Consider the following 22,325-nt stretch of genomic DNA (forward strand, 5'->3'; position numbering starts at 1 on the left):
CCGCGCCCGGGTCAGGTCGGCATGAGCCGCGCGCAGCACCGCGCCGGCCTGCGCCCGGCCCCGGACCAGGCCAGCCCGGGCCGCCTCCAGGCGATGATGGCGGCGCTGCGCCGGGCGCCACGCTTCCGCGGCGTGCTGGGGCTGACTCTGGCCATGTCGGTGGCGCGGCAGGCGGCGCTGCTCGGCATGCCGCTGCTGACCATGCACATCTTCGACGGCGTGACCGAGGGCCACAACCTGGACACGCTGATGGTGCTCTCCTTCACCTTCGTGGTGGCGCTGTGCATGGCCGGCGCGCTGCGCGCCCTGCGCGCCGCGCTGATGGCGGCGCTGGCCGAGGACATCGCCCGGCGGCTGAGCCTGGAGGCGCTGCAGGCGGCCGTGCGCAGCGCCCTGCTCGGCAGCCGCCGCCCCGGCCTCGCCGCGCTGCAGGACACGGCGGAGCTGCGCCGCTTCCTGGGCGGCAACACGCTGGCGGATCTGTTCGACATGACGGCGGTGCCGGTGGCGCTGGTGGTGCTGCTGCTGCTGCACCCGGTCTATGCGCTGGTGGTGGGTGCCGCCTGCGCCATGATGGGGCTGCTGGGCGTGGTGCTGGACCGCACGACGCGCGGCCTGGTGCGCGGGGCCTCCGAGAAGCAGCTGAAGAATGCCGGCGAATTGCAGGGCAGGCTGCGGCAGTCGGACATGCTGGAAGGGCTCGGCATGCTGGCCGCCGTGGTGCGGCGCTGGGAGCCGGCGCAGGCCGGTGCGCTGGCGGAAGGCGACCGCGCCCAGGCCCGGGCGCGGGCGGTGCGCGGCGTGACCGAATTCGCCTCCTACATGGCGCAGGGCGCGGTGGTGGTGGTGGGGGTTGTGCTGGCGCTGGGCAACCAGGCCTCGCCGGGGTCGATCATCGCGGCGATGATGCTGGCCGGCACGGCGACCCAGCCCATCGCCCGCATCGTGCTGGCCTGGCGCGAATGGGCCTATGCAAGCCTGGCCTGGCAGCGGTTGCAGGAGCTGTTCGCCGACCACGCGGCGCCGGCGCCGCAGGCGGCGGACCCGGCCGGGCCGCCCGGCCTGTGGCTGCAGGCCGTGCGCTGGGCGCCGCCCGGGGCGGCGCAGCCGGTGCTGGCGGATGTGACGCTGTACTGCCCGCCGGGAACCGTGACGCTGGTGGTGGGGCCGAACGGCGCCGGGAAGTCCAGCCTGCTGCGGCTGGCGCTCGGCCTGATGGCGGCGGAAGGCGGCGGCGTGCTGCTGGATGGGCAGGATACGCGGCGGGTGGACCGCGCGGCGCTCGGCCCGCGCATCGGCTTCCTGCCGCAGGATGTGCAATTGCTGGATGGCACCGTGCTGCAGAACATCGGCCGCTTCGGGCCGGAGGATGCGGCCGGCGTGGTGGATGCGGCGCGCATGGCCGGCGCGCATGAGATGATCGGCCGCCTGCCGCAGGGCTATGCGACGGAAGCCGGGCCCACCGGCGGCCTGTCCATGGGCCAGCGGCGCATGGTCGGCCTCGCCCGCGCCCTCTATGGCAGCCCGGCCCTGCTGGCGCTGGACGAGCCGGAGGCCGGGCTGGACCAGGCGGGGCGCGAAGCGGTGCGCGCCGCGGTGATGGCGGCCCGCGAAGGCGGCGCCGCCTGCCTGCTGGTCAGCCACGAGCCGGCGCTGTGGGCCGGGCATGTGGACCAGGTTCTGCGGCTGGCACCGGGCGGCCACTGGTCCGCCGAAGCCCCGGGGGAGATTGCCGCATGAGTGCCGAGACCCGGGGCCAGCCGCGCCTCGGCGCGCCCCGCGCCATCCCGCTGAGTTTCGCCGAAGCCGAGGCCGCCGCCGCCACGCCGGATGTGCGGCGGGTGATGCGCGCCGCCCTGCTGCTGCTGGTGCTGGGCTTTGGCGGCCTGCTGGGCTGGGCCGCCATCACGCCGATCGAGCGCGCGGTGGTGGCGCGCGGCGCGCTGGTGGCGGAAGGCCGGCGCAAGACCATGATCCTCAGCGAGCCCGGCATCCTGCAGGAATTGCTGGTGCGGGAAGGCCAACGGGTGGAGGCCGGCCAGGTGCTGCTGCGGCTCGATCCCACCACCGCGGAAGCCACCGCCGAGCAGGTGCGCTCCCAGGCCCGCACGCTGGCCGTGCGCGTCGCGCGCCTGCGGGCGGAACAGGCGGACCAGCGCAGCTTCGAGATCCCGGCGGAAATCCGCCAGGCCGCCGGCAGCGACGCCGCCCTGGCCGCCATCCTGTCCACCGAGACGCGGCTGTTCCGCGCCCGCTGGGAAGCCTTCGACAGCAACCTGAACGTCTACCAGCGACGCACCGCGGTGCCGCGCGAGCAGCTGCAGGCCGCCGGCGCGCAGCGCGCTTCCGCCGCTTCGCGCATGGCCTCCGTCCGCGCCGACCTCTCCGGCCTGCGCCCCCTGGCGCAGCAGGGCTTCGCCCGGATGCGGGAGGTGCGGGAGCTGGAGCGGCTGGAAGCCCAGGCGCGGGGCGACATGGGGCTCTATGCGGCGCAGGAGGCGCAGTTCCGCCAGGCCATCGCGCAGGCGGAGGCGGAGCTCGCCAGCTTCCGCCTGACCCGCGCCCAGGACATCGCGCGTGAATTGCAGGAAGCGCAGGAACAGCTGGTGGAGGCCGAGCAACGACTGCGCTCGGCGGAGAATGTGCGCGCCCGGCGCGACCTGGTGGCGAGCGAGCCGGGTATCGTCACCGACATCCGCTTCGTCACCCCGGGCAGCAGCATCACCGATGGCCAGCCGGTGCTGGACCTGGTGCCGCTGGACGACCGGCTGGTGGTGGAGGCGCGGGTCTCCCCCACCGATGTGGAGCAGTTGCAGATCGGCCAGCCGGTGAATGTCCGGCTGAGCGCGCTGCGCCAGCGCACCACGCCGCTGCTGGCCGGGCGGCTGACCTATGTCTCCGCCGACCAGCAGGTGGATGCGCAGGGCCTGGCCTTCTTCCTGGCGCGGGCCGAGATCGGCGCGGCGGAGCTGGAACGGGTGCCGGGGCTGCGGCTGACAGCGGGCATGCCGACCGAGATCTTCGTGCTCGGCGAGACGCGCAGCGCGCTGAGCTACCTGGTCTCGCCGATCCGCGATTCGATGCGCCGCGCGCTGCGTGACTGAACGCCCGTCCCCGGCTGGCGGGCGGCCGCGCCGGGGCTATGCTGCGGCGGCCTCGGCAGCTTCGGGAACCGCGCGACCATGAACGACAAGGACCGCCGCATCGCCATCGTCGGCGCCGGCCCGGTGGGGCTGGTGCTGGCCCTGCGGCTTGCCACGCTGGGCCTGCCGAGCCTGGTGCTGGAGGCGGAGGCCGACATCTCCGAGGCGTTGCGCGCCTCCACCTTCCACCCGCCCTCGCTCGACATGCTGGACACGCTGGGCCTGGCGGCGCCGCTGATCGAGCAGGGGCTGGTGACGCCGAGCTGGCAGATCCGCCGGCACGAGGACGGGGCGCGGGCGGTGTTCGACCTTGGCGTGCTGAAGGACGATACGGCGCACCCCTACCGCCTTCAGGCCGAACAATGGAAGCTCTCCCGCCTCATCCTGGCGAAGCTGGCGGCGGAGCATGCCGGGACGGTGGAACTCCGCTTCGGCGCCCAGGTGGACACGGTGGTTCACGGCGCCGACCATGTGGCGCTGTCCGGCACCGGCTTCGACCCGGTGGAGGTGCCCTACGCGGTGGGCTGCGACGGCGCGCGCAGCGTCATCCGCCGCGCCATGGGGCTGGACTTCCCGGGCGACACCTACCCCGAGACCACCATCCTGGCGACCACGCCCTTCCCGTTCCACGAGGTGTTCGAGGGGCTGTCCAACGTCAACTACGTCTGGACCGAGCATCCGGCCTTCGCCGGCACCTTCTCGCTGCTGCGGGTGCCGGGGAAGTGGCGCGCCAGCCTGTACCCGGCGCCGGGCGAGAGCATCGAGCAGGCGCTGGAGCCGGCGGCGATCGAGCGCAAGCTGCAGGCGATCCACCCCAAGGCCACGCCCTACGAGGTGCCGGATTTGCGCCCCTACCGCATCCACCAGCGCATCGTGGACAGCTACCGGGTGGGGCGGCTGCTGCTGGCCGGCGATGCGGCGCATCTGAACTCGCCTTCCGGCGGCATGGGCATGAATGGCGGCATCCACGACGCCATGGAACTGGCCGCGACGCTCGCCCCGGTCTGGCGCGGCGAGGCGGAGGGCGACCTGCTGGATCGCTACACGCGCCGCCGCCAGCCGGTGGCGAAGCGGGAGATCATCGCCCAGGCGGACCGCAACCGCGCCCGGATGCGGGAGCGCGACCCGGCGCGCCGCGCCGTGCTGCTGGCGGATCTGCAGGCCACCGCAGGCGACCCGGTGAAGGCGCGGGAGCATCTGCTGCGTTCCTCCATGATCTCGGGATTGCGCGGCGCGGCGGCGGTGGATTGAAGCCGCGCTTCATCGTTCCGTCACTTTTCTGTAAACCGACCGCAACGCTGGCCAGTTAGGTGGCGCGCTGGGTTTCACTCCCATGGGAGAACACGCGCATGTTCCGCCGCACCTTCGCCACCGGCGCCGCCAGCGCCGCCGCGCTGGCCGCCCTGCCCGCCGCCCCCGCCCGGGCGCAGCAGCGCATCGACATTAATTTCTGGTACGGCCTCGGCGGCGCGCTCGGCGAGGTGGTCGAGGGCCAGATCGCCCGCTTCAACCAGAGCCAGAGCCGCTTCAACGTGATCGGCGCCTTCCGCGGCAGCTATGTCGAGGTGATGACCTCCGCCATCGCCGCCTGGCGCGCCGGCAACCCGCCGCACATCGCCCAGGTCTTCGAAGTCGGCACCGCCACCATGATGGGTGCCGGCCCGGCGATCCGCCCGGTGCACCAGCTCTTCGCCGATGCCGGCATGCCGCTCGACGGCTCCCGCTACCTGGCCGGCGTGCGCGGCTACTACAGCGACACGCAGGGCCGCCTGGTGTCCATGCCGCACAACTCCTCCTCCGCCGTGATGTGGCTGAACCTGGACGCCTTCGCCAAGGCCGGCCTGTCCACCACGGACCTGCCGAAGACCTGGGCGCAGGTGCGCGCCGCGGCCGAGAAGCTGAAGGCGGCGAACGCCACGCCGGTGCCGATGACCACCGCCTGGCCGACCTGGGTGATGTTCGAGCAGATGGCCTCGATCCACGACGTGCCCTTCGCCACGCTGGCGAACGGCTTCGGCGGCCTGGGCACCGAGCTGCAGCTGACCGGCGACTTCTTCCAGAAGCATGTGAACTTCCTGCTCGACCTGCAGAAGGCGGGCCTGTTCCGCTATGCCGGCCGCGACAGCGCCGGCGACCCGCTGTTCCCCTCGGGCGAGGCCGCGATCTCCTTCAACTCCTCGGCCGGTCGCGCGCGCATTGTGCGCGAGGCGAAGTTCAACTGGGCCTCGGTGCCGCTGCCCTACCATGACGACGTGATCCAGGCGCCGAAGAATGGCGTCATCGGCGGCGCCAGCCTGTGGCCGTTGACGGCGCGCAACCGCAGCGCCGACGAATACCGCGGCATGGCCGAGTTCTTCGCCTTCATCAGCCAGGCGGAGCAGGACAAGTGGTGGCACCAGCAGACCGGCTACGTGCCGATCACGCAGGGCGGCTACCAGGCGGCGCAGGCCGAGAACTACTACCAGCAGAACCCGGGCGCCGACGCCGCCATCATCCAGCTCTCCCGCGCCGAGCCGACGCCGAACAGCCAGGGCTTCCGCCTCGGCGGCTTCGTCGAGATCCGCAACATCATCCAGGAGGAGCTGGAGCGCGCTTTCCAGGGCCAGCAGAACGCGGCCCAGGCGCTGACCAACGCCAACCGCCGCGGCAATGTGGTGCTGCGCAACTTCGAGCGCGCGAACCGCGGCTGAAGCAAACGGGGCGGGCGGGCCTCAGGGCCCGCCCCCTTTCCGGAACGGGCGGGGCATGCAACGCAAGACGATCTTCCCGCAGAAGGGCCTGCCCTATCTGCTGCTGGCCCCGCAGCTGGCCATCACGGCGGTGTTCTTCTTCTGGCCCGCCGGCCAGGCGGTCTGGTACGCCTTCCTGCGCCAGGACGCCTTCGGAATCCGCACGCAATTCGTCGGATTCGAGAATTTCGCCGACCTCTTCGCTGACCCCTACTACCTGCAGGCGATCTGGACGACGGTGTTCTTCTCGGTCTCCGTCACCGTCCTGTCCATGTCCGTGGCGCTGTTGCTGGCGGCGCTGGCGGATCGCGAGATCCGCGCCGCCGGGCTGTACCGTACCCTGCTGATCTGGCCCTACGCCATCGCCCCGGCGATCGCCGCGGTGCTGTGGTTGTTCCTGTTCCACCCCTCCATCGGCCTGCTCGGCCGCGGCCTGAACGCGATGGGCGTGGCCTGGGACTACCGGCTGAATGACGGCCAGGCGATGCTGGTGGTGATCCTCGCCTCCGCCTGGAAGCAGGTCTCCTACAATTTCATCTTCTTCCTGGCCGGGCTGCAGGCGATTCCGCGCGCGGTGCTGGAAGCGGCGGCCATCGACGGGGCGCGGCCGATCCGCCGGTTCTGGACCGTGGTCTTCCCGCTGCTTTCGCCCACCGCCTTCTTCCTGCTGGTGGTCAACATCGTCTACGCCTTCTTCGACACCTTCGGCATCATCGACGCATTGACCAAGGGCGGCCCGGGCAAGGCGACGGAGACGTTGATCTACCGCGCCTATCTCGACGGCCGCGTGAATCTCGACCTCGGCATGTCCGCGGCGCAGTCGGTGGTGCTGATGATCATGGTCATCGGCCTGACCATCGTGCAGTTCCGCTTCATCGAGCGCCGGGTGCACTACTGATGCAGGCCGCCCCCCCGGCCGACCGCCGCCGCCGCCGCGCCGACCTGCTGACCCACATCGTGCTGATCCTCGGGGTGCTGCTGTTCGCCCTGCCGGTCTGGATCGTGCTGATGGGCTCGACGCATGACGGCGCCGCGATCGGCCGTGGCGAGGTACCGCTGCTGCCCGGCGCGCAGGGCCTCGATGCCTATCGCCGCGCCTGGACCGAGGGCGCCGTGGGCACCACCCGCGTGCCGGTGGCGCTGATGCTGTGGAACAGCTTCGTCATGGCGATGCTGATCGCGCTCGGCAAGATCGCCATCTCCCTCACCTCCGCCTATGCCGTGGTGTTCTTCCGCTTTCCCGGCCGGATGCTGGCCTTCTGGGCGATCTTCATCACGCTGATGCTGCCGGTGGAGGTGCGGATCTTCCCGACCTTCAAGGTGGTCTCCGACCTCGGCATGGTGAACACCTATGCCGGGCTGATCATCCCGCTGATCGCCTCCGCCACCGCGACGCTGCTGTTCCGCCAGTTCTTCCTGACCATCCCGGACGAATTCGTGGAGGCGGCGAAGATGGACGGCGCCGGGCCGCTGCGCTTCTTCCGCGACATCGTGCTGCCGCTGTCGCGCACCAACATGGCGGCGCTGTTCGTCATCCTGTTCGTCTATGGCTGGAACCAGTACCTGTGGCCGCTGCTGGTCACCACCTCGGCGGATGTCGAGACCATCGTGATCGGCATCGTGAAGATGATCGGCACCGAATCGAACATCGACTGGTCCGTGGTGATGGCGACCACGGTGCTGGCGCTGCTGCCGCCGATCGCGGTGGTGGTGCTGATGCAGCGCTGGTTCGTGCAGGGCCTGACCGATACCGAGAAGTAGTGGGAACCGAGACGTCATGGCCACCCTGTCGCTCAGCGGCGTCCGCAAGCAGTTCGGCACCACGCCGGTCCTGCACGGCATCGACCTCGACGTCGCGGATGGCGAGATGATCGTCGTCGTCGGCGCCTCCGGCTGCGGCAAGTCCACGCTTCTGCGGATTGTCGCGGGGCTGGAGACCGCCAGCGCCGGCAGCGTGCGCATCGATGGCCGCGACGTGACGGGGCTGGAGCCGGCGGACCGCGACATCGCCATGGTGTTCCAGAACTACGCGCTCTACCCGCACATGACGGTCTTCGAGAACATGGCCTATGGCCTGAAGATCCGCGGCATGAAGCTGCCGGACATCCGCCGCCGGGTGGATGAGGCGGCGCAGATGCTGGAGATCGGGCCGCTGCTGGACCGCAAGCCGCGCCAATTGTCGGGCGGCCAGCGCCAGCGCGTCGCCATGGGCCGCGCCGTGGTGCGGGAGCCGAAGCTGTTCCTGTTCGACGAGCCGCTGTCCAACCTGGACGCCAAGCTGCGGGTGCAGATGCGCGCCGAGATCCGCCGCCTGCAGAAGCGCCTCGGCGTCACCTCCCTGTTCGTGACGCATGACCAGGTGGAGGCGATGACGCTGGGCGACCGGCTGGTGGTGATGCACCAGGGCCGCGCCGCGCAGGTCGCCTCCCCCATGGAGGTCTGGGGCCGGCCGGCGGACACCTATGTGGCGGGCTTCATCGGCTCGCCGGCGATGAACTTCCTCGCCGCCACCCTGCTGGAAGGCGGCGGCGCGGCGATGCTGCGGGCGGGGCCCGTCATCGGCTTCGCGCGGGCCGTCAGCGCCGCTGCCGCCGGCACCGCGGTGACGCTCGGCATCCGGCCGGAACATGTGGAGCCGGCCGAGGGCGGCCTGCCGCTCGCCATCGACCTGGTGGAGCCGCTGGGCTCGGAGACCGTCATCCATGGCACCCTGCCGGGCGGCGAGGTGCTGACCGCGCGCCTGCCCATCCCGGCCAGCGGCATCGGCGCCACCATGCCCCTGCGCCTGCCGCCCGAGGCCTTCCATGTCTTCGAGGGGGCCAGCGGCCGCCGCCTCGATTGAAGCCCGGCGCGGCGCCGCCTACACAGGCGCGATGCAGGACGAGCCGGCGCCAGAGCCCCCCACCCCCGAGGACATCCGCGCCCGCGCCGATGCCCTGCGCGACCAGAAGCGCTGGGCGGAGGCGGAGGCCGCCTATCGCGAATACCTGGCGGAACGGCCGCGCCACTGGCAGATCCATGTCCAGCTTGGCCACACCCGCAAGGAACAGGGCGACCCGGAAGGCGCCCTGCCGCATTACCGCCGCGCCGCCCTGCTGGCGCCCGACGACCCCGACCCGATGCTGCAGGCCGGCCATGTGCTGCGCCATCTGGGCCGCGGCGGGGAAGCGGCTGAGGCGCTGGGCCGCGCCCTGGCCCTCGCCCCGGAAAGCCCGGATCTGCGCCATGTCGTCGCCCTGCTGCGCCACCGCACCCTGCCGCCGCCGGAAGGCCCCGCCCTGCCGCCGCCGCCGCGCCCCGCGGGCAAGCCGACGCAGATCGCCTTCGACGTGACGGACCTGCTCGACTACCTGCGCGCCGCCCGCACGCCGACCGGCATCCAGCGCGTGCAGATGGGCATCCTTGGCGCGCTGCTGGCCGCGCCGGGCCGGCCGGCCAACCTGTTGCTGGTGGGCTTCGAGGGCGCCACCTGGCGCTGGTGGCATGTGGACGAAGCCGCCTTCCGCCACGTCCTGGCCCTGGCCCGGATCGGCGGGCGGGAGGATGACCCCGCCTGGCGCAGCGCCGTCGCCGCCCTGGTGGCGCCCGATGCGCGGCCGGACGCGCCCTTCCTGGCCGGCGGCACGCTGTGCTCGCTGGGCAATGCCTGGGGCGTGCAGGAATACTTCCGCGGCCTGCGCCGGCTGCGCGCCACCACGCCGCTGCGCTACGTCGCCTTCGTGCATGACTGCGTGCCGCTGGCGATGCCGGAGCACTGCCTGGACCTGACCGTGCGGCTCTATGCCCGCTGGTTCGCCGCGCTGTCGCTGCACGCCGATGGCATCCTGGCCAATTCGCGCGCCACCATCGCCGATTTTGCCCGATTTGCCGCGCCCCTCGCCAAGCCCGCGCCGGCCGGGCTGGTGCGGCTGGCCGCCGAGGCCGGCGCCTCCCCCGTCGCCGCATCCGCCGCCGCCGATGCCCTGCCGGCGCCACGCCCGGGCGAGGAATTCGTGCTGTTCGTCGCCACGCTGGAGTCCCGGAAGAATCACCTGATGGTGTTCCAGGCCTGGCTTTCGCTGATCCGCAAGCTGGGGCCAGAGCGGGTGCCGCGGTTGGTCTGTGTCGGCCGTCCCGGCTGGCGCGCCGATGCGGCGCTGGCGCTGCTGGCGGGTTCGCCGGCGTTGCGGCGCAAGGTCACGGTGCAGTCCGGTGTCTCCGACCTCGCGCTGGCCGGGCTGTATGATCGCTGCCTGTTCACCGTCTACAACTCCTACCATGAGGGCTGGGGCCTGCCGGTCAGCGAAAGCCTGGCGGCCGGCAAGCTGGCCGTGGTGCCGGCGCATTCCGGCCTGCTGGAAGCCGGCGCGCCCGGCGCCGTGTTCTTCACGCCGCAGGACGAGCCGGACCTGGTGGCGAAGCTCGAGGCGCTGCTGACCGAGCCGGGCCACCGCATCGCGCTGGAAGCCCGCATCGACCGCGCCGCCGCGCGGCGGGACTGGCCGGATGCGGCGCGGGAGGTGCTGGAGGCGCTGGCCAACCCGGCCGAGGCCACGGCGCCGCCGCAGCCCCTGCCGCTCGGCCGGCACCTTGCCATGGGCTGGCGCGGCGAGGGCCGGCCCTCGCCCGACATGGCCTGGGCGGAGCGGGTGCGGGACGGGCTGGCCTGGTGGTGGCAGGAGGAGTGGGGCGTCTGGACGAGGGACGGCATCGCCACCCTCACCCTGCCCGCCAGCCTGCCGGCGGGGACCCTGCTGCGCGTGGTGCTGGAACTGCGCGGCCCGCCGCGGCCGCTGGCGCTGCGGCTGCGCGCCCGCGGCGCCCGGGCGGAGGCCTGGCGCGGCCTCACCCTGCAAGCGGGGGAGACGCTGCGCTGCGTGCTGCAGGCCGAGGCCGGGCCGGGCGGGCTGGCGGTGGACCTCGATTCCGGCGACGGCGTGCCGCTGGGCGATCGGTTCAAGCGCGTGGTCGGGGTCGGGCTGCTCGGCGTGATGCTGTGCCGGGAGGATGACCTGGCGGCGCGGCTCGGTGCCCTGGAACGCGCCGAGGGCTGAGGAGTCACCTGCCTGCGGCCGGCGATCCTGACCCGACAGTCGACAAAATACTTTATTGTTCTTTCATCGGACTGAATCGGCCGCGTGGGTGCGGTGCCCCGCCCCTTGCCGTATCCTGAGCCGCGAATCGGTTAAAGCGCCGCGGTCCTGCGCCAGGCGCGGCGGCTGGCCGCAGGGCCTGCTCATCCTCGGCGAAAGGGCTCGTTTCATCATCCGCACGCGGCAGCCCATGGCAGGAGGAGCCGGCACCAGGCGATTGGGCCGGGCCGCGCTGCTGGGCAGCGTGCTGGCCGGTGGCCTGGGCTGGGCGGGTGCCTTCTGGTTTGCCGAGCAGCGCCAGCAGGCCGCCGATGCCGCGGCATTGGCCAGCGCCATCCGTGCGGCGGAGGCCGCGCGTGGCCTGGTCGCCGCTCCGCTGGATGCCGCGGCGGAGGCGCTGCACGCCGCCGCCCGCCGCCGCCCGCCCTTGCCCGGCGCCGACCAGGCGATGGCGGAAGCGCTGGCCGGCCGGCTGGGGCGGGAGGGGCTGCAATTCGCCGCCCTGACCGATGCCGCCGGCCGCATCCTGTGGTCCAGCCACGCCGCGCTGCTGGGGCTCTCCCTGGCCGATCGCCCCGCCTTCGCGCGGCACCGCGCCGGGGCGGCGGAGCTGCTGCTGGCGCCCGCGCTGCTGGACCTGCCCGGCGGGCCGCGCAGCCTGCTGGCCAGCCTGCCGCTGAGCGATGCCCGCGGCGGCTTCGCCGGCATCGCCGTGGTGGCGATCGACCCGCGCCGGCTGGACCGCGCCCTGAGCGATGCCGCGCTGCTGCCGGGGCTGAGCCTGGCGCTGCTGCGGCCGGACGGCACGCCGCTGGCCAGCGGCGGCACCCCCCTGCCCCAGGCCGCCTGGCCCACCCCACCGGCGCGACCGGAGTTGCGGCTGCCGGTGGATGGTGCACCGGCCCTGGCGCTGGCCGGTGCCCCGCTGGCGGGGGACCTCTCGCTGCTGGCCGCCTATGACCCCAGCCTGCCGCGCCGGACGGCGCAGGAGGCGGCGCTGCTGGCCTATCTGTCGGCGCTGCTGCTGACCGGCCTCGCCATCACGCTGCCGCTGCTGCCGCGCGGCCGCGCCGCCCCGCGTGCCGGCCTGCCGCTGGAGGAAGCGCTGCCGGCGGTGGGCTATCGCGGCCTGATCGAGCCGGGCGGGGCGCTGCGCATCACCGAGATCGGCCCGGGGGTGGAACGCCTGACCGGCTGGACGCCGGAAGCCGCCATGCGCCCGGGCTGGCGCCAGCGCGGCATCGACCCCGCCAGCTCCCCGGTGGGGCCGGAGCCCGAGGATCGGCTGCGACGCGAGGCCAATGCCACCAGCGAATTCCGCTTCCGCCGCGCCGATGGCGCCTGGATGTGGCTGCGGGAGACGCTGCGCGTGCTGGGCCGGCAGCCGGAGGGAATCCTCGTCGCCGGGGCGCTGGAGGACATCTCCGCCGAGCGCGAATTGGCGCTGCAGGCTGCGACCTCCGCCAAATTCGCCACGCTGGGGGAGATGGCGGCCGGGCTGGCGCATGAGCTGAACCAGCCCATCGCCATCATGTCCCTGGCGGCCGAGAACGCCGCGGAGGCGCTGGAAGCCGGCGAGGACGGCGTGGAGGAGGCGCTGACGCGGCTGCGCCGCATCATGGCCCAGGCGGACCGCGCCAAGGCCATCGTCACCCAGCTCCGCGCCTTCTCCCGCGTCGATGTCTCGGCGCTGGAGCCGGTGGATCTCGGCGCCGCGGTGCAGGGGATGATGGTGCTGGCCGGCCAGGCGCTGCGCGATGCCGGCATCCAGGTGCAGCTGCGCCTGCCGGACGTGCTGCCGCCGGTGGTCGGGCAGATCATCCTGGTGGAGCAGGTGCTGCTGAACCTGGTGCTGAACGCCCGCGACGCGCTGCTGGAACGCCCGCCGGAACGCCGCCGGCTGCGGCTGGAGGCGGAAGCCGGGCCGCAGGCGGACATCGTCACGCTGCGGGTGCTGGACACCGGGCCGGGCCTGTCGGCGGAGGTGCAGGAGAAGCTGTTCGAGCCCTTCTACACCACCAAGCCGCCCGGCCTCGGCACCGGGCTGGGACTTTCCATCTCCCGCACCATCATGCGCGGCCTGGGCGGGCGGATCCTCGCGGCGAATGCGCCGGAGGGCAGCGACATGGGCGCGGAGTTCACCCTGGTGTTCCGCCGCGCCCCCCTGGTGCCGGTGCCGGAGCCGGAGGTGCGCAACGCCGCGCCGGCGCCCGCCCCCCGCTGGCCGGCGGCGACCTGAGCAGGCCAGCGGCCGAAGGGCCCGGCTGGCGACCACGGGCAGCGGCTTGGACCGGCCGCCCCGGTCCGGCCGCCAGCCCGCCTTCGGCGGGCGCAGCCCCCACCCAACCCACCGGGCATGGCGTCCCCGGGTCTCATCCCTGGCGCACCAGGTTCCAACCCGCGGCCCGCCCGGCGCTTGAGGCACATGACGGTGAAACCCTCATGCGCCGGCTCTCAGACGGCGCAGAGCCGGCCCAGCATCGCGGTCAACTCGCTCGGGTCATAGGGCTTGGCCAGCACCATGGCGTGCTGGTGCCCGGCCGGCAGGCCGGAGGCGCCATAGCCGGTGGCAATCACATAGGGGATGCCGCGGGCCGCCAGCAGATCCGCCACCGGGGTGGAGGTCTCGCCCGCCAGGTTGAGGTCCAGCACCACGACATCCGGGCGCTCGGCCGCCAGGAACTGCATCGCCTCCTCCACCGTTGCGGCGGGGCCGATCACCTGGAAACCGGCATCCAGAAGGGCGTCCTCAACCAGCATCGCCACCAGTGCCTCGTCTTCAACCACGAGGACCTTGCGAACACCCGACATATCAATCCCCCCGTGGCCACCACTGTTTGAACGCGGTGATCGCAGCATTGTTCCATCATGCACGCCCTGCGCGAAACTGCGCCAGCAACAAGAACGCCACGGCGACGCTCACTTTCCCGCGCGCTACCCACCGTGATGCGCCAGCCCGGGCCGCGCCATCCACGCCCAGGCGCGCAGCCGCCCGGCTGGCCGGCCCCCGGGCCAGCGCAGCAGGGTGCAGCGCCGCAGCGCATAGGCCGAACCCTCATAGGCCACCAGCCGGCGCAGCGCCGCGCCACGCAGCCGCACCACCAGCCCCCGCACTGCGCCGCCGCGCGCCCGCAGCAGCATCGGCCAGGGGCCGGCGCGCAGCCTTACCCGCCGCCAGCCCGGCAGCAGCGCCGGCACCGCGCGCCGCGCCAGGCCCCGCCGGCCGGATCGCGCGGCCAGCACCGCCGGATCCAGCAGCGAGCCATAGAGGAAAACCTCAATGCCCGGCGTTGGCACCGGAGAAATCCGGCACCGGCAGGCCGGATTCCTGGAGCTGCCGCGCGATATCCGCCTTCAGCCGGTCGAGCCCCGCCTCGGAGGACGCCTCGGCGCGCGCCACCAGCACCGCCTGGGTGTTGGAGGCGCGCAGCAGCCACCAGCCATCCTCGGTCAGCACCCGCACGCCATCCACATCCTGCACCCGGGCGCCCTCGGCGGCGAGGCGCTGCTTCACCTCGGTGATGACGCCGAACTTGCGGGTGTCGGCGCAATCGAAGCGCAGCTCCGGCGTGTTGATCACCTGCGGCAAAGCGGCGCGCATCTGGCCCAGCGTCTCCGCGCTGCGGGCGATGATGCCCAGCAGGCGCAGCGCGGAATAGGGGGCGTCGTCGAAGCCGTACCATTTGTCGGCGAAGAAGATGTGGCCGGACATCTCGCCGGCCAGCGGGCTGCCGGTCTCGGCCATCTTGGACTTGATCAGGCTGTGGCCGGTCTTCCACATCAGCGGCGTGCCGCCGGCCCTGGCGATCTCGTCGAACAGCACCTGGCTGGCCTTCACATCGGCGATGATGACGCCGCCCGGCTTCGCCTTCAGGACGTCCCGGGCCAGCACCACCAGAAGCTGGTCGCCAAACAGGATGTGGCCCTCGCCATCCACCACGCCGATGCGGTCCGCATCGCCATCGAAGGCGATGCCGAGGTCGGCGCCCTGCTTCGCCACCTCCGCGATGATCTGTTCCAGGTTCTTCGCCACCGTGGGGTCCGGGTGGTGCGCCGGGAAGGTGCCGTCGATGCTGCCGTTGATGATGTAATGGGTGCCGGGCAGCTGCGCCGTCAGCCGCTTGACGATCTCGGCGCCGGATCCGTTGCCCGGGTCCCACACCACCTTCAGGGCACGCTCGCCGCCGTCCCAGTCCTGCATCATGCGGGCGACATAGCGTTCGGAGACATCCACCGGCGCATCGGTGCCCACGGCATTGGGCACCACGTCGCCCTCCGCCGCCATGCGGCCGATTTCCTGGATCTGCGCGCCGTAGAAGGGCTTGCCGCCCAGCATCATCTTGAAGCCGTTGTAGTCCGGCGGGTTGTGGCTGCCGGTGACCATGATCGCGCCATCCGCCTTCAGGGCGTAGGAGGCGAAGTAGAGCATCGGCGTCGGGCCGCAGCCGATCCGCGCCACTTCCAGCCCGCAGGCACGCAGCCCGGCGACAAGCTGCGCCTCCATCTCCGGCGAGGACAGCCGGCCGTCATAGCCCACCGCCACCTTCGTGCCGCCGGCACGCGAGACCATGGAGCCGAAGCAGCGGCCGATGGCGAAGGCGTCCTCGGGGTGCAGGGTCCGGCCGACGACGCCGCGGATGTCATATTCCCGCAGCGAGGTCGGGTCGAAGCGGTGGTTGAAGGCGGTCATCGGCGGCGTTTCTCCCGCAGGCCTGGCGTGCCTGTTACTGCGCGTACTTCTTCAGGATGCCCTGCATGGCAGGCGCCATGTCCGGGCGGGCCAGGGCGAAGGCCACCTGGGCTTCCAGATAGCCGGCCTTGTCGCCGCAGTCGAAGCGGCGGCCTTCATACAGAACGCCGTGGAACGGTTGGGTTCCGATCAGCTTCGCCATGCTGTCGGTCAGCTGGATCTCGTTGCCCGTACCCCTCTCCTGCGTCGCCAGGTGGCCCATGACCTCCGGCATCAGCACGTAGCGGCCGATGACGGTGAGGTTGGAGGGCGCCTTGTCCACCGGCGGCTTCTCCACCAGGCCCTTCACCTCGACGAGGTTGCCGCTGGTGGCACCCGGGTCGATCACGCCATAGGAGGACACACGCTCCTTCGGCACCGTCTCGATCGCCACCACATTGCCGCCGGTCTCGTTGTAGGCGTCCACCAGCTGCTTGGTGCAGGAGACGTCGCACAGCATCAGATCGTCCGGCAGCAGGATGGCGAAGGGCTCATCCGCCACGAAGGCGCGGGCGCACCAGATGGCGTGGCCGAGGCCGAGCGGCACCTGCTGGCGGGTGGAGACGACGGAACCCGGCGGCAGCGCCTGGGCGTGCAGCATCGCCAGTTCCTTGGTCTTGTTGCGCTCCACCAGCGTGCGCTCCAGCTCGTAGGCGACATCGAACTGGTCGACCAGCATGGTCTTGCCGCGGCCGGTGACGAAGCAGAACTGCTCGATGCCCGCGGCACGGGCTTCCTCCACCGCATACTGGATCAGCGGCTTGTCGACGACCGGCAGCATTTCCTTCGCCATCTGCTTGGTGGCGGGCAGGAAGCGCGTGCCGAGACCGGCGACGGGGAGGACGGCCTTGCGGAGCGGCTTGCGCACGGGTTGTATTCCCTCGGGCAGGTTGAGGCCGGCAGGGATGCCATGCCGTGCCAGCCCCGTCCACACTCCACCTCTGTGAACATTACGGCAGCAGCGTATCGCGCGCCTGGTTCAGCCGCGCCGCCAGCCAGTCCGATCCGCCCTGGTCGGGATGGGCCGTGCGCATCAGCCGGCGATGCGCGGCGCGGATGGCGGCCTCGTCGGCGCCCTCGGCCAGGCCCAGCACCGCCAGCGCCTCGGCCCGCGTCATCGGGCCGCCGCCGGAGGCCGGTGGCGCGGCCGCTTCCTCCCGCCAGGCCGGATGCGCGCGGTCCAGCCAGGCTTCCAGCAGCGGCACGCCCTCCGGGTCCAGCGCGGCGAGTTCGGCCAGCAGCCCCAGCAGGTCCGGCAGGTCCAGGGCCCCGAGGTCCGCGCCCTGCCAGCGGCCGGCCTTCACATGGCCGGTCATCGCGCCGGTCTCGTGGTCGAGCCCCATGGCGAGATGCGCCGTCTCCACATCCGTGGTGCCGCCGGGGCTGGCGGCGCCGCCACGGGCGAAGGTGGCGGCGGCGCGGCGCCCCTGCCACCAGCGCCAGGCCATGGGCCCGAACAGCGCCAAGGCCCAGAAGGCCTGCCCGGCGCGGCCGGAGGCCAGCAGCACGAGCATCACCACCGCGCCCAGCCCGCCGGCGAACCAGACCAGCGACTGGCGGATCTGCGCCGGCCTGGCTTCCGTGAACAGCTTGGCCAGGCCGAACAGGCCCAGCAGCAGCAACAACCCGAGTGCGATCCAGCCCATGCCTCAGGCGCCGCGCGGCGCCGGCAATTGCCCGGCGATGCCGCGTGCCGCCGCCCCCGGCAGGCGCGCCAGGGCCCGCCTGCCACCGGCGGCGAACACGGCGACGGCGCGCAGCAGGTCGCGCAGCGCGGTGGCGCTGGCCGCGTCGAAGGGCGCCCAGGCGCCGCCGGACAGCCGCGCCACCTGGCGCAGCGCGTTGCGCGCCAAGGGGTTCTCGCCTTCCTGGAAGCAGAACACCGGCGTGCCGCGCAGGCCGAGTTCGCCGGCCACATGGCAGGCGGCGTCCACATCCTCCTCGAAGGCATCGCCGATGAAGACCAGCGCATTCACCTTCTGCCGCTGCGTCTCCGCCAGGGTGTGGCGCAGCAGCCGCTCGACCTGGGTCTGGCCGCCGAGGCAGGTGACGGCGGTCATGCGGCGCGCGAGGTCGGGCGCATTGGTCAGGAAGGGCGTCGCGGCGAATTCCCGGAAGCCGCGGAAATAGGCCAGGCTGACGGCGAGCCCGCCAATCTCCCGCACCGCGCCGAACATCTCCGCCTGCAGATGGCAGGCGCGGTCCCAGCTCGGCTGGCGGCTGGCGGTGGCATCCATGGCGAAGACCAGCCGCCCGACCGCCCCCGGCGCCGGCGTGGCGGCGGGCAGCCGCGACAGCCGGTCGAGGAAGGCGGCAACCGCGGTGGAGCCGGGTTTGTCCGGGACATTGGCCATGCCGTTGAAATGGGTCGGCCGTGGGCGGATGGCTAGAGCGATAGCGTTCAAGCGAACGCATCCCGGCCCCAACTGTCCGTACGACCTAGGGTGTCACCTCCGCCACCAGCGGCAGATGGTCCGAGGCGCGGCGCGCGGCCGGCGTGTCGTGGACCCGCAGGCCGGAGAGCATCGCGGAAGGCGACGCCAGGATGCGGTCCAGCGCCAGGCAGGGGCGGAAGGCGGGGAAGGTCGGCACGGGCGCCGGCAGGTCGAAGCGCGCGGCCAGCACGGCAAGGGCGGCGCCCTGCGCCCGCCATTCGTTGAGGTCGCCCAGCAGCAGCACCGGCAGGGCGGGCGGGGCGAAAGCGGCGTCCAGCAGCAGCCGCGCCTGCGCCGCGCGGCGCGCGCCGGTCAGGCTGAGATGCGCCGCCAGCAGCCGGAACGGGCCCTCGCCCAGGTCAATCTCGGCGCAGATCGCCCCGCGCGGCTCCCAGCCGCCGAGCGGCACGCCGCGCGCGCTGGCCCGGCGCAGGCGATCCTGGCGCAGCAGCACCACGCCGCTGCGCCAGCCCTGCTGGTCCGCCACCACGCGCAGCGGCACCAGCCCGGCCTCGGCCAGCGAAGCCTCCGCCAGCATCGGGCGGCGGCGGGCGAAGAAATGCTGCGCCTCCTGCAGGGCGATCAGGTCGGCATCCAGCGCCGCCAGCACGGCGGCGATGCGGTCCGGCCGGAAGGGCGCGAGGCTGCCGCGGCCGCGATGGATGTTCCAGCTGGCGACGCGCATCGCTCAGCCCGGCGCCGGGCGGCGGGGTGCCGCGCCCCAGACGTTGCCGAAGGCCGCGCCGGCGGTGGTCAGCACGATGTCGGAGACGGTATCGCCCGCACTGCCGATCAACCCGGTGGCGGCCTCGAACGCCTCCCACGCCACGGCGAGGCCGAGCCCGAAGCCGAGGCCGAGCAGCGCCAGCCTGCCGCGTGGGCGCGGCCTGCCATCGGTGTGCAGCAGCCCGGCGAGGACGGCGCCGGCCAGGATGCCGCTCAGCAGGTGCACCACCTCGTCGTAAGGGTTGGCGCCATGGAACCAGTTCAGGCCATAGCCGGGGGTGCTCAGCAGTGTCGCCAGCACCGGCGCCGCGTCCAGCCGACGCGGCAGGCGGCGCAGCCGGCCGGGCAGCACAGCCATGCGTTCCCGCGGCGGCAGGATCAGGCCGAGACAGCCGGCCATCGCCGCCAGCGTGCCAAGCGCCGCACCACGCCTGTCCAGCAGCCACAGGCAGCCCGCCACCAGCAGGACCAGGCCGAGGCAGGCCCAGGCCAGACGCGATTGCCGTCGCCAATCCGCCCGTGTCAGCAGCGCCAAGCCGTGCCCTCCCCCTATCCTGCCTGCTTCGGGCAACGCGCGCTGGGCGGTCGGGTGGCGCGGCGGCGCGGATTTACCGTGCCGGCCTCAGCAGGCACGATGCCGCAATGAGTGCATGGCAGAAGGTGGATCGGGCGACGGCCGAATCGCACAGGCTGTTCGGGCTGCGCGGCTGGCTGCGCCTGCCCTCCCTGCCGCTGGCGCTGGTGCTGCCGGGCGTCGTGCTGTCCCTCGCCCTGGGTCTCGCGCTGCCGCTGGCGCAGGGACTGCCGCCTTTGATCGGCCTGGCGGATGGCCTCGACGCGGCCCTTCTCCTTGCCGTGTCGGTGCTGTGGTTCCGCCGCTGGCGGCACTTCCGGCCCGCCTACCTGGCCTTCTCCCTGGCCACCTCGGTGCAGGAGGGCTTCGACCTGGTGAGGGAGGCGCCGCTCGCTGCCGATCCGGGCGGCGAGGTGGCGCTGTTCGTCATCTTCCTGGCGCTCGACATCGCCTTCCTGCTGGCGATGCAGCGCAGCCGCCGCTTCCGGGTGACCTTCGAGCACCGGGTGCGGGCGGACCTGCCGGGCGAGGTCGCCCTCACCCCACCGGCAGCAGCCCATTCGCCTGGGCTGCCGCCAGCGCCGTCATGTTGACGATGCCGCGGGCGGTGACGCTCGGCACCAGCACATGGATGGGCTTCGCCATGCCCAGCAGGATGGGCCCCACCTGAAGCCCCTCGCCCGCCGCCTTCAGCAGGTTGAAGCTGATATTGGCGGCGTCGAGCGTCGGCATCACCAGCAGGTTGGCGGCATCGGTCAGCGGGCTGTCGGCCACGGCGCGGGCGCGGATCGCCTGCACCAGCGCGGCATCGGCGTGCATTTCCCCATCCACCTCGAAGTCGGGCGCGCGGGCGCGCAGCAGGCGCAGCGCGTCGCGCATCTTGCGGGCCGAGGGCGCGCCGGAAGCCCCGAAGCTGGAATGGCTCAGCAGCGCGGCCTTGGGCGCCAGGCCGAAGGCGCGGATCTGCTCCGCCGCCAGCAGCGTCATGTCCACGATCTGCTTCGCGGTCGGGTCCACCGTCAGGTGGGTATCGACGAAGAACAGATGGCCGTTCGGCACGATCAGCGCGGACAGCGCATAGACGCGGTCCACCTCCTCCCGCTTGCCGATTACGTCGAAGGCGTGATGCCAGTGGCGGAACCAGTCGCCGGTACCGCCACAGAGGCAGGCATCGGCCAGCCCCGCTTCCAGCAGCAGCGCCGCGGCGACGGTCGGCCGGTTGCCGACGCGCCGCGCCGCCGCATCCGGCGGAATGCCGCGGCGCCCCACCTTGGCCTGGTACAGCGCCACCAGCGGCGCGAAGGCGGCCTCATCCGCCGAGGGGTCCATCACCCGCACGGAATGGGCGAAATCCATGCGCAGGCCCATGGCGCCGGCCTTGGCGGCGATCACGTCCCGCCGGCCGATCAGGATCGGCTCCGCCAGCCCATCGTCCAGCACGGTCTGCACCGCGCGCAGCGTGCGTTCATCCTCGCCCTCGGCATAGACAACGCGGGCCAGGCGCTTGCGCGCCGCCTCGAACACCGGGCGCATCAGGTTGCCGGAGCGGAAGACGAAGCGTTCCAGCTCGTTGCGGTACTTCGCCATGTCCGCGATCGGGCGGCGGGCGACGCCGGTCTCCATCGCCGCCCGGGCGACGGCCGGCGCCACTTCCAGGATCAGCCGCGGGTCGAAGGGCTTCGGGATGATGTAGTCCGGGCCGAAGGTGGGCGCGGCGCCGCCATAGGCCGCGGCCACCACCTCGCTCGCCTCCATCCGCGCCAGGGCGGCGATGGCGTCCGCCGCGGCCACCTTCATCGCCTCGTTGATCGTGGTGGCGCCGGCATCCAGCGCGCCGCGGAAGATGAAGGGGAAGCAGAGGACGTTGTTGACCTGGTTCGGGTAGTCCGTCCGCCCCGTCGCCACGATGGCGTCCGGCCGCACCGCGCGCACGGCTTCCGGCAGGATCTCCGGCTCCGGATTCGCCAGGGCGAGGACCAGCGGCTTCGGCGCCAGCAGGGGCAGCCATTCCGCCTTCAGGATGCGCGGGGCGGACAGGCCCAGGAACACGTCGGCGCCGGGCAGCACCTGCTCCAGCCTCCGCGCCTCCGTCTCCTGCGCATAGGCCGCCTTGAAGGGGTCGGTGTTCGGGCGGCCCTTCCAGACCACCCCGTCGATGTCGCAGATGGTGACGTTGGCCCGGTTCAGCCCCATCGCCACCAGCAGGTCCAGGCAGGCGATGGCCGCGGCGCCGCCGCCGGTGTTCACCAGCCGCACCTCCTCCAGCCGCTTGCCCTGCAGCAGCAGGCCGTTGCGCACCGCGGCGGCGACGATGATGGCGGTGCCGTGCTGGTCGTCATGGAACACCGGGATGTCCATGCGGGCGCGCAGCGCGCGCTCGATGGCGAAGCATTCCGGCGCCTTGATGTCCTCGAGGTTGATGGCGCCGAAGCTCGGGCCGAGCGCGGCCACCGCCTCCACGAACTTGTCCGGGTCGCGCTGGTCGATCTCCAGGTCGATGGAGTCGATGCCGGCGAACTTCTTGAAGAGCACCGCCTTGCCCTCCATCACCGGCTTGCTGGCCAGCGCCCCGATGGCCCCCAGGCCGAGCACGGCGGTGCCGTTGGTGATGACGGCGACCAGGTTGCCGCGCGCCGTGTAGTCCCAGGCGGCATCGGGGTTCCTGGCGATTTCCTCGCAGGCCGCGGCGACGCCCGGCGAATAGGCCAGGCCGAGGTCGCGCTGGGTGGCCATGCGCTTGGTCGGCTCGACGCTGAGCTTTCCGGGCCGCGGCAGCCGGTGGTAGTCGAGCGCGGCCTTGCGGAAATCTTCGTCCATGCTGCAATCCCCTTGGAGGTTCCTTCTAGCGGAGCGCGGGGCGGAACGGCAGGGGCCGATGGCCCGGCCGCCCGGCAGGCGGCCTGCCACGCGCGGCCAT

Annotated in this window: 19 protein-coding genes; 10 read left to right on the forward strand and 9 right to left on the reverse strand. The window is 72.6% G+C overall.

Features of this window, described 5'->3' with window-relative positions; translation table 11 throughout:
• The first annotated feature begins 21 nt into the window (after window positions 1-21).
• From HEQ75_RS00610 to HEQ75_RS00650, 9 genes are all read left to right on the forward strand, one after another.
• Window positions 22-1,740 carry an ATP-binding cassette domain-containing protein gene (locus HEQ75_RS00610; RefSeq protein WP_168026968.1) on the forward strand — a complete coding sequence of 573 codons (1,719 nt, stop codon included), beginning with the start codon at window positions 22-24 and terminating at the stop codon, window positions 1,738-1,740.
• On the forward strand, window positions 1,737-3,104 hold the full coding sequence (locus tag HEQ75_RS00615; RefSeq protein ID WP_168026969.1) for an HlyD family type I secretion periplasmic adaptor subunit: 1,368 nt from the start codon (window positions 1,737-1,739) through the stop codon (window positions 3,102-3,104). Before HEQ75_RS00610 ends, HEQ75_RS00615 begins: the two co-directional genes overlap by 4 nt.
• Window positions 3,105-3,182: 78 nt before the next feature.
• Window positions 3,183-4,394 (forward strand): FAD-dependent oxidoreductase, encoded by a 1,212-nt coding sequence (locus tag HEQ75_RS00620; RefSeq protein WP_168026970.1) that lies wholly within the window; start codon window positions 3,183-3,185, stop codon window positions 4,392-4,394.
• Window positions 4,395-4,492: 98 nt separating this feature from the next.
• Window positions 4,493-5,833 (forward strand): extracellular solute-binding protein, encoded by a 1,341-nt coding sequence (locus tag HEQ75_RS00625; protein WP_168026971.1) that lies wholly within the window; start codon window positions 4,493-4,495, stop codon window positions 5,831-5,833.
• Between the two features lie 55 nt (window positions 5,834-5,888).
• Entirely contained in the window at window positions 5,889-6,770 is an 882-nt protein-coding gene (gene ugpA, locus HEQ75_RS00630; RefSeq protein WP_168026972.1) for a sn-glycerol-3-phosphate ABC transporter permease UgpA, read from the forward strand.
• The gene (gene ugpE / locus HEQ75_RS00635) at window positions 6,770-7,633 is read left to right on the forward strand and encodes a sn-glycerol-3-phosphate ABC transporter permease UgpE (RefSeq protein WP_168026973.1); all 864 of its coding nucleotides are present in this window, start codon (window positions 6,770-6,772) and stop codon (window positions 7,631-7,633) included. Before ugpA ends, ugpE begins: the two co-directional genes overlap by 1 nt.
• 16 nt (window positions 7,634-7,649) lie before the next feature.
• Window positions 7,650-8,714: a sn-glycerol-3-phosphate ABC transporter ATP-binding protein UgpC gene (gene ugpC / locus HEQ75_RS00640; RefSeq protein WP_168026974.1), complete on the forward strand. Its 1,065-nt coding sequence runs from the start codon at window positions 7,650-7,652 to the stop codon at window positions 8,712-8,714.
• A 31-nt stretch (window positions 8,715-8,745) separates the two neighbouring features.
• Entirely contained in the window at window positions 8,746-10,905 is a 2,160-nt protein-coding gene (locus HEQ75_RS00645; RefSeq protein ID WP_168026975.1) for a glycosyltransferase, read from the forward strand.
• 229 nt (window positions 10,906-11,134) lie between these two features.
• Window positions 11,135-13,183 carry an ATP-binding protein gene (locus HEQ75_RS00650; RefSeq protein ID WP_168026976.1) on the forward strand — a complete coding sequence of 683 codons (2,049 nt, stop codon included), beginning with the start codon at window positions 11,135-11,137 and terminating at the stop codon, window positions 13,181-13,183.
• Between the two features lie 215 nt (window positions 13,184-13,398).
• On the opposite strand, the gene HEQ75_RS00655 is transcribed toward HEQ75_RS00650, so the two are convergent.
• The 8 genes from HEQ75_RS00655 to HEQ75_RS00690 form a co-directional block, all read right to left on the reverse strand.
• Window positions 13,399-13,755 (reverse strand): response regulator, encoded by a 357-nt coding sequence (locus tag HEQ75_RS00655; protein ID WP_168026977.1) that lies wholly within the window; start codon window positions 13,753-13,755, stop codon window positions 13,399-13,401.
• A 123-nt stretch (window positions 13,756-13,878) separates the two neighbouring features.
• A complete protein-coding gene (locus HEQ75_RS00660; RefSeq protein WP_168026978.1) occupies window positions 13,879-14,241 on the reverse strand; it encodes a gamma-glutamylcyclotransferase family protein in 363 nt (120 codons plus the stop codon).
• Window positions 14,222-15,634 carry a phosphoglucomutase/phosphomannomutase PgmG gene (gene pgmG / locus HEQ75_RS00665; protein ID WP_168026979.1) on the reverse strand — a complete coding sequence of 471 codons (1,413 nt, stop codon included), beginning with the start codon at window positions 15,632-15,634 and terminating at the stop codon, window positions 14,222-14,224. Before pgmG ends, HEQ75_RS00660 begins: the two co-directional genes overlap by 20 nt.
• A gap of 34 nt (window positions 15,635-15,668) precedes the next feature.
• Window positions 15,669-16,541: a UTP--glucose-1-phosphate uridylyltransferase gene (locus HEQ75_RS00670; protein ID WP_168026980.1), complete on the reverse strand. Its 873-nt coding sequence runs from the start codon at window positions 16,539-16,541 to the stop codon at window positions 15,669-15,671.
• An 82-nt stretch (window positions 16,542-16,623) separates the two neighbouring features.
• Complete coding sequence (locus HEQ75_RS00675; RefSeq protein ID WP_168026981.1) at window positions 16,624-17,319, reverse strand: J domain-containing protein; 696 nt, start codon at window positions 17,317-17,319, stop codon at window positions 16,624-16,626.
• Between the two features lie 3 nt (window positions 17,320-17,322).
• Window positions 17,323-18,027, reverse strand: coding sequence for a VWA domain-containing protein (locus HEQ75_RS00680; RefSeq protein ID WP_168026982.1), 705 nt, complete (start codon window positions 18,025-18,027; stop codon window positions 17,323-17,325).
• Between the two features lie 85 nt (window positions 18,028-18,112).
• Window positions 18,113-18,793, reverse strand: a complete 681-nt coding sequence (locus tag HEQ75_RS00685) for an endonuclease/exonuclease/phosphatase family protein (RefSeq protein ID WP_168026983.1) — start codon at window positions 18,791-18,793, stop codon at window positions 18,113-18,115.
• Between the two features lie 3 nt (window positions 18,794-18,796).
• Complete coding sequence (locus HEQ75_RS00690) at window positions 18,797-19,369, reverse strand: hypothetical protein (protein ID WP_168026984.1); 573 nt, start codon at window positions 19,367-19,369, stop codon at window positions 18,797-18,799.
• A 107-nt stretch (window positions 19,370-19,476) separates the two neighbouring features.
• Here HEQ75_RS00690 and HEQ75_RS00695 point away from each other — a divergent pair, with 107 nt between their 5' ends.
• Entirely contained in the window at window positions 19,477-20,001 is a 525-nt protein-coding gene (locus tag HEQ75_RS00695; protein ID WP_168026985.1) for a hypothetical protein, read from the forward strand.
• Here the strand turns inward: HEQ75_RS00695 and HEQ75_RS00700 are convergent.
• The gene (locus HEQ75_RS00700) at window positions 19,946-22,225 is read right to left on the reverse strand and encodes an NADP-dependent malic enzyme (RefSeq protein ID WP_168026986.1); all 2,280 of its coding nucleotides are present in this window, start codon (window positions 22,223-22,225) and stop codon (window positions 19,946-19,948) included. The two genes, HEQ75_RS00695 and HEQ75_RS00700, sit on opposite strands and share 56 nt — an antisense overlap.
• Window positions 22,226-22,325 lie beyond the last annotated feature (100 nt).

Origin of the sequence: Falsiroseomonas selenitidurans, assembly GCF_012103215.1 — a bacterium.
GTDB classification, from domain to species: Bacteria; Pseudomonadota; Alphaproteobacteria; order Acetobacterales; family Acetobacteraceae; genus Falsiroseomonas; species Falsiroseomonas selenitidurans.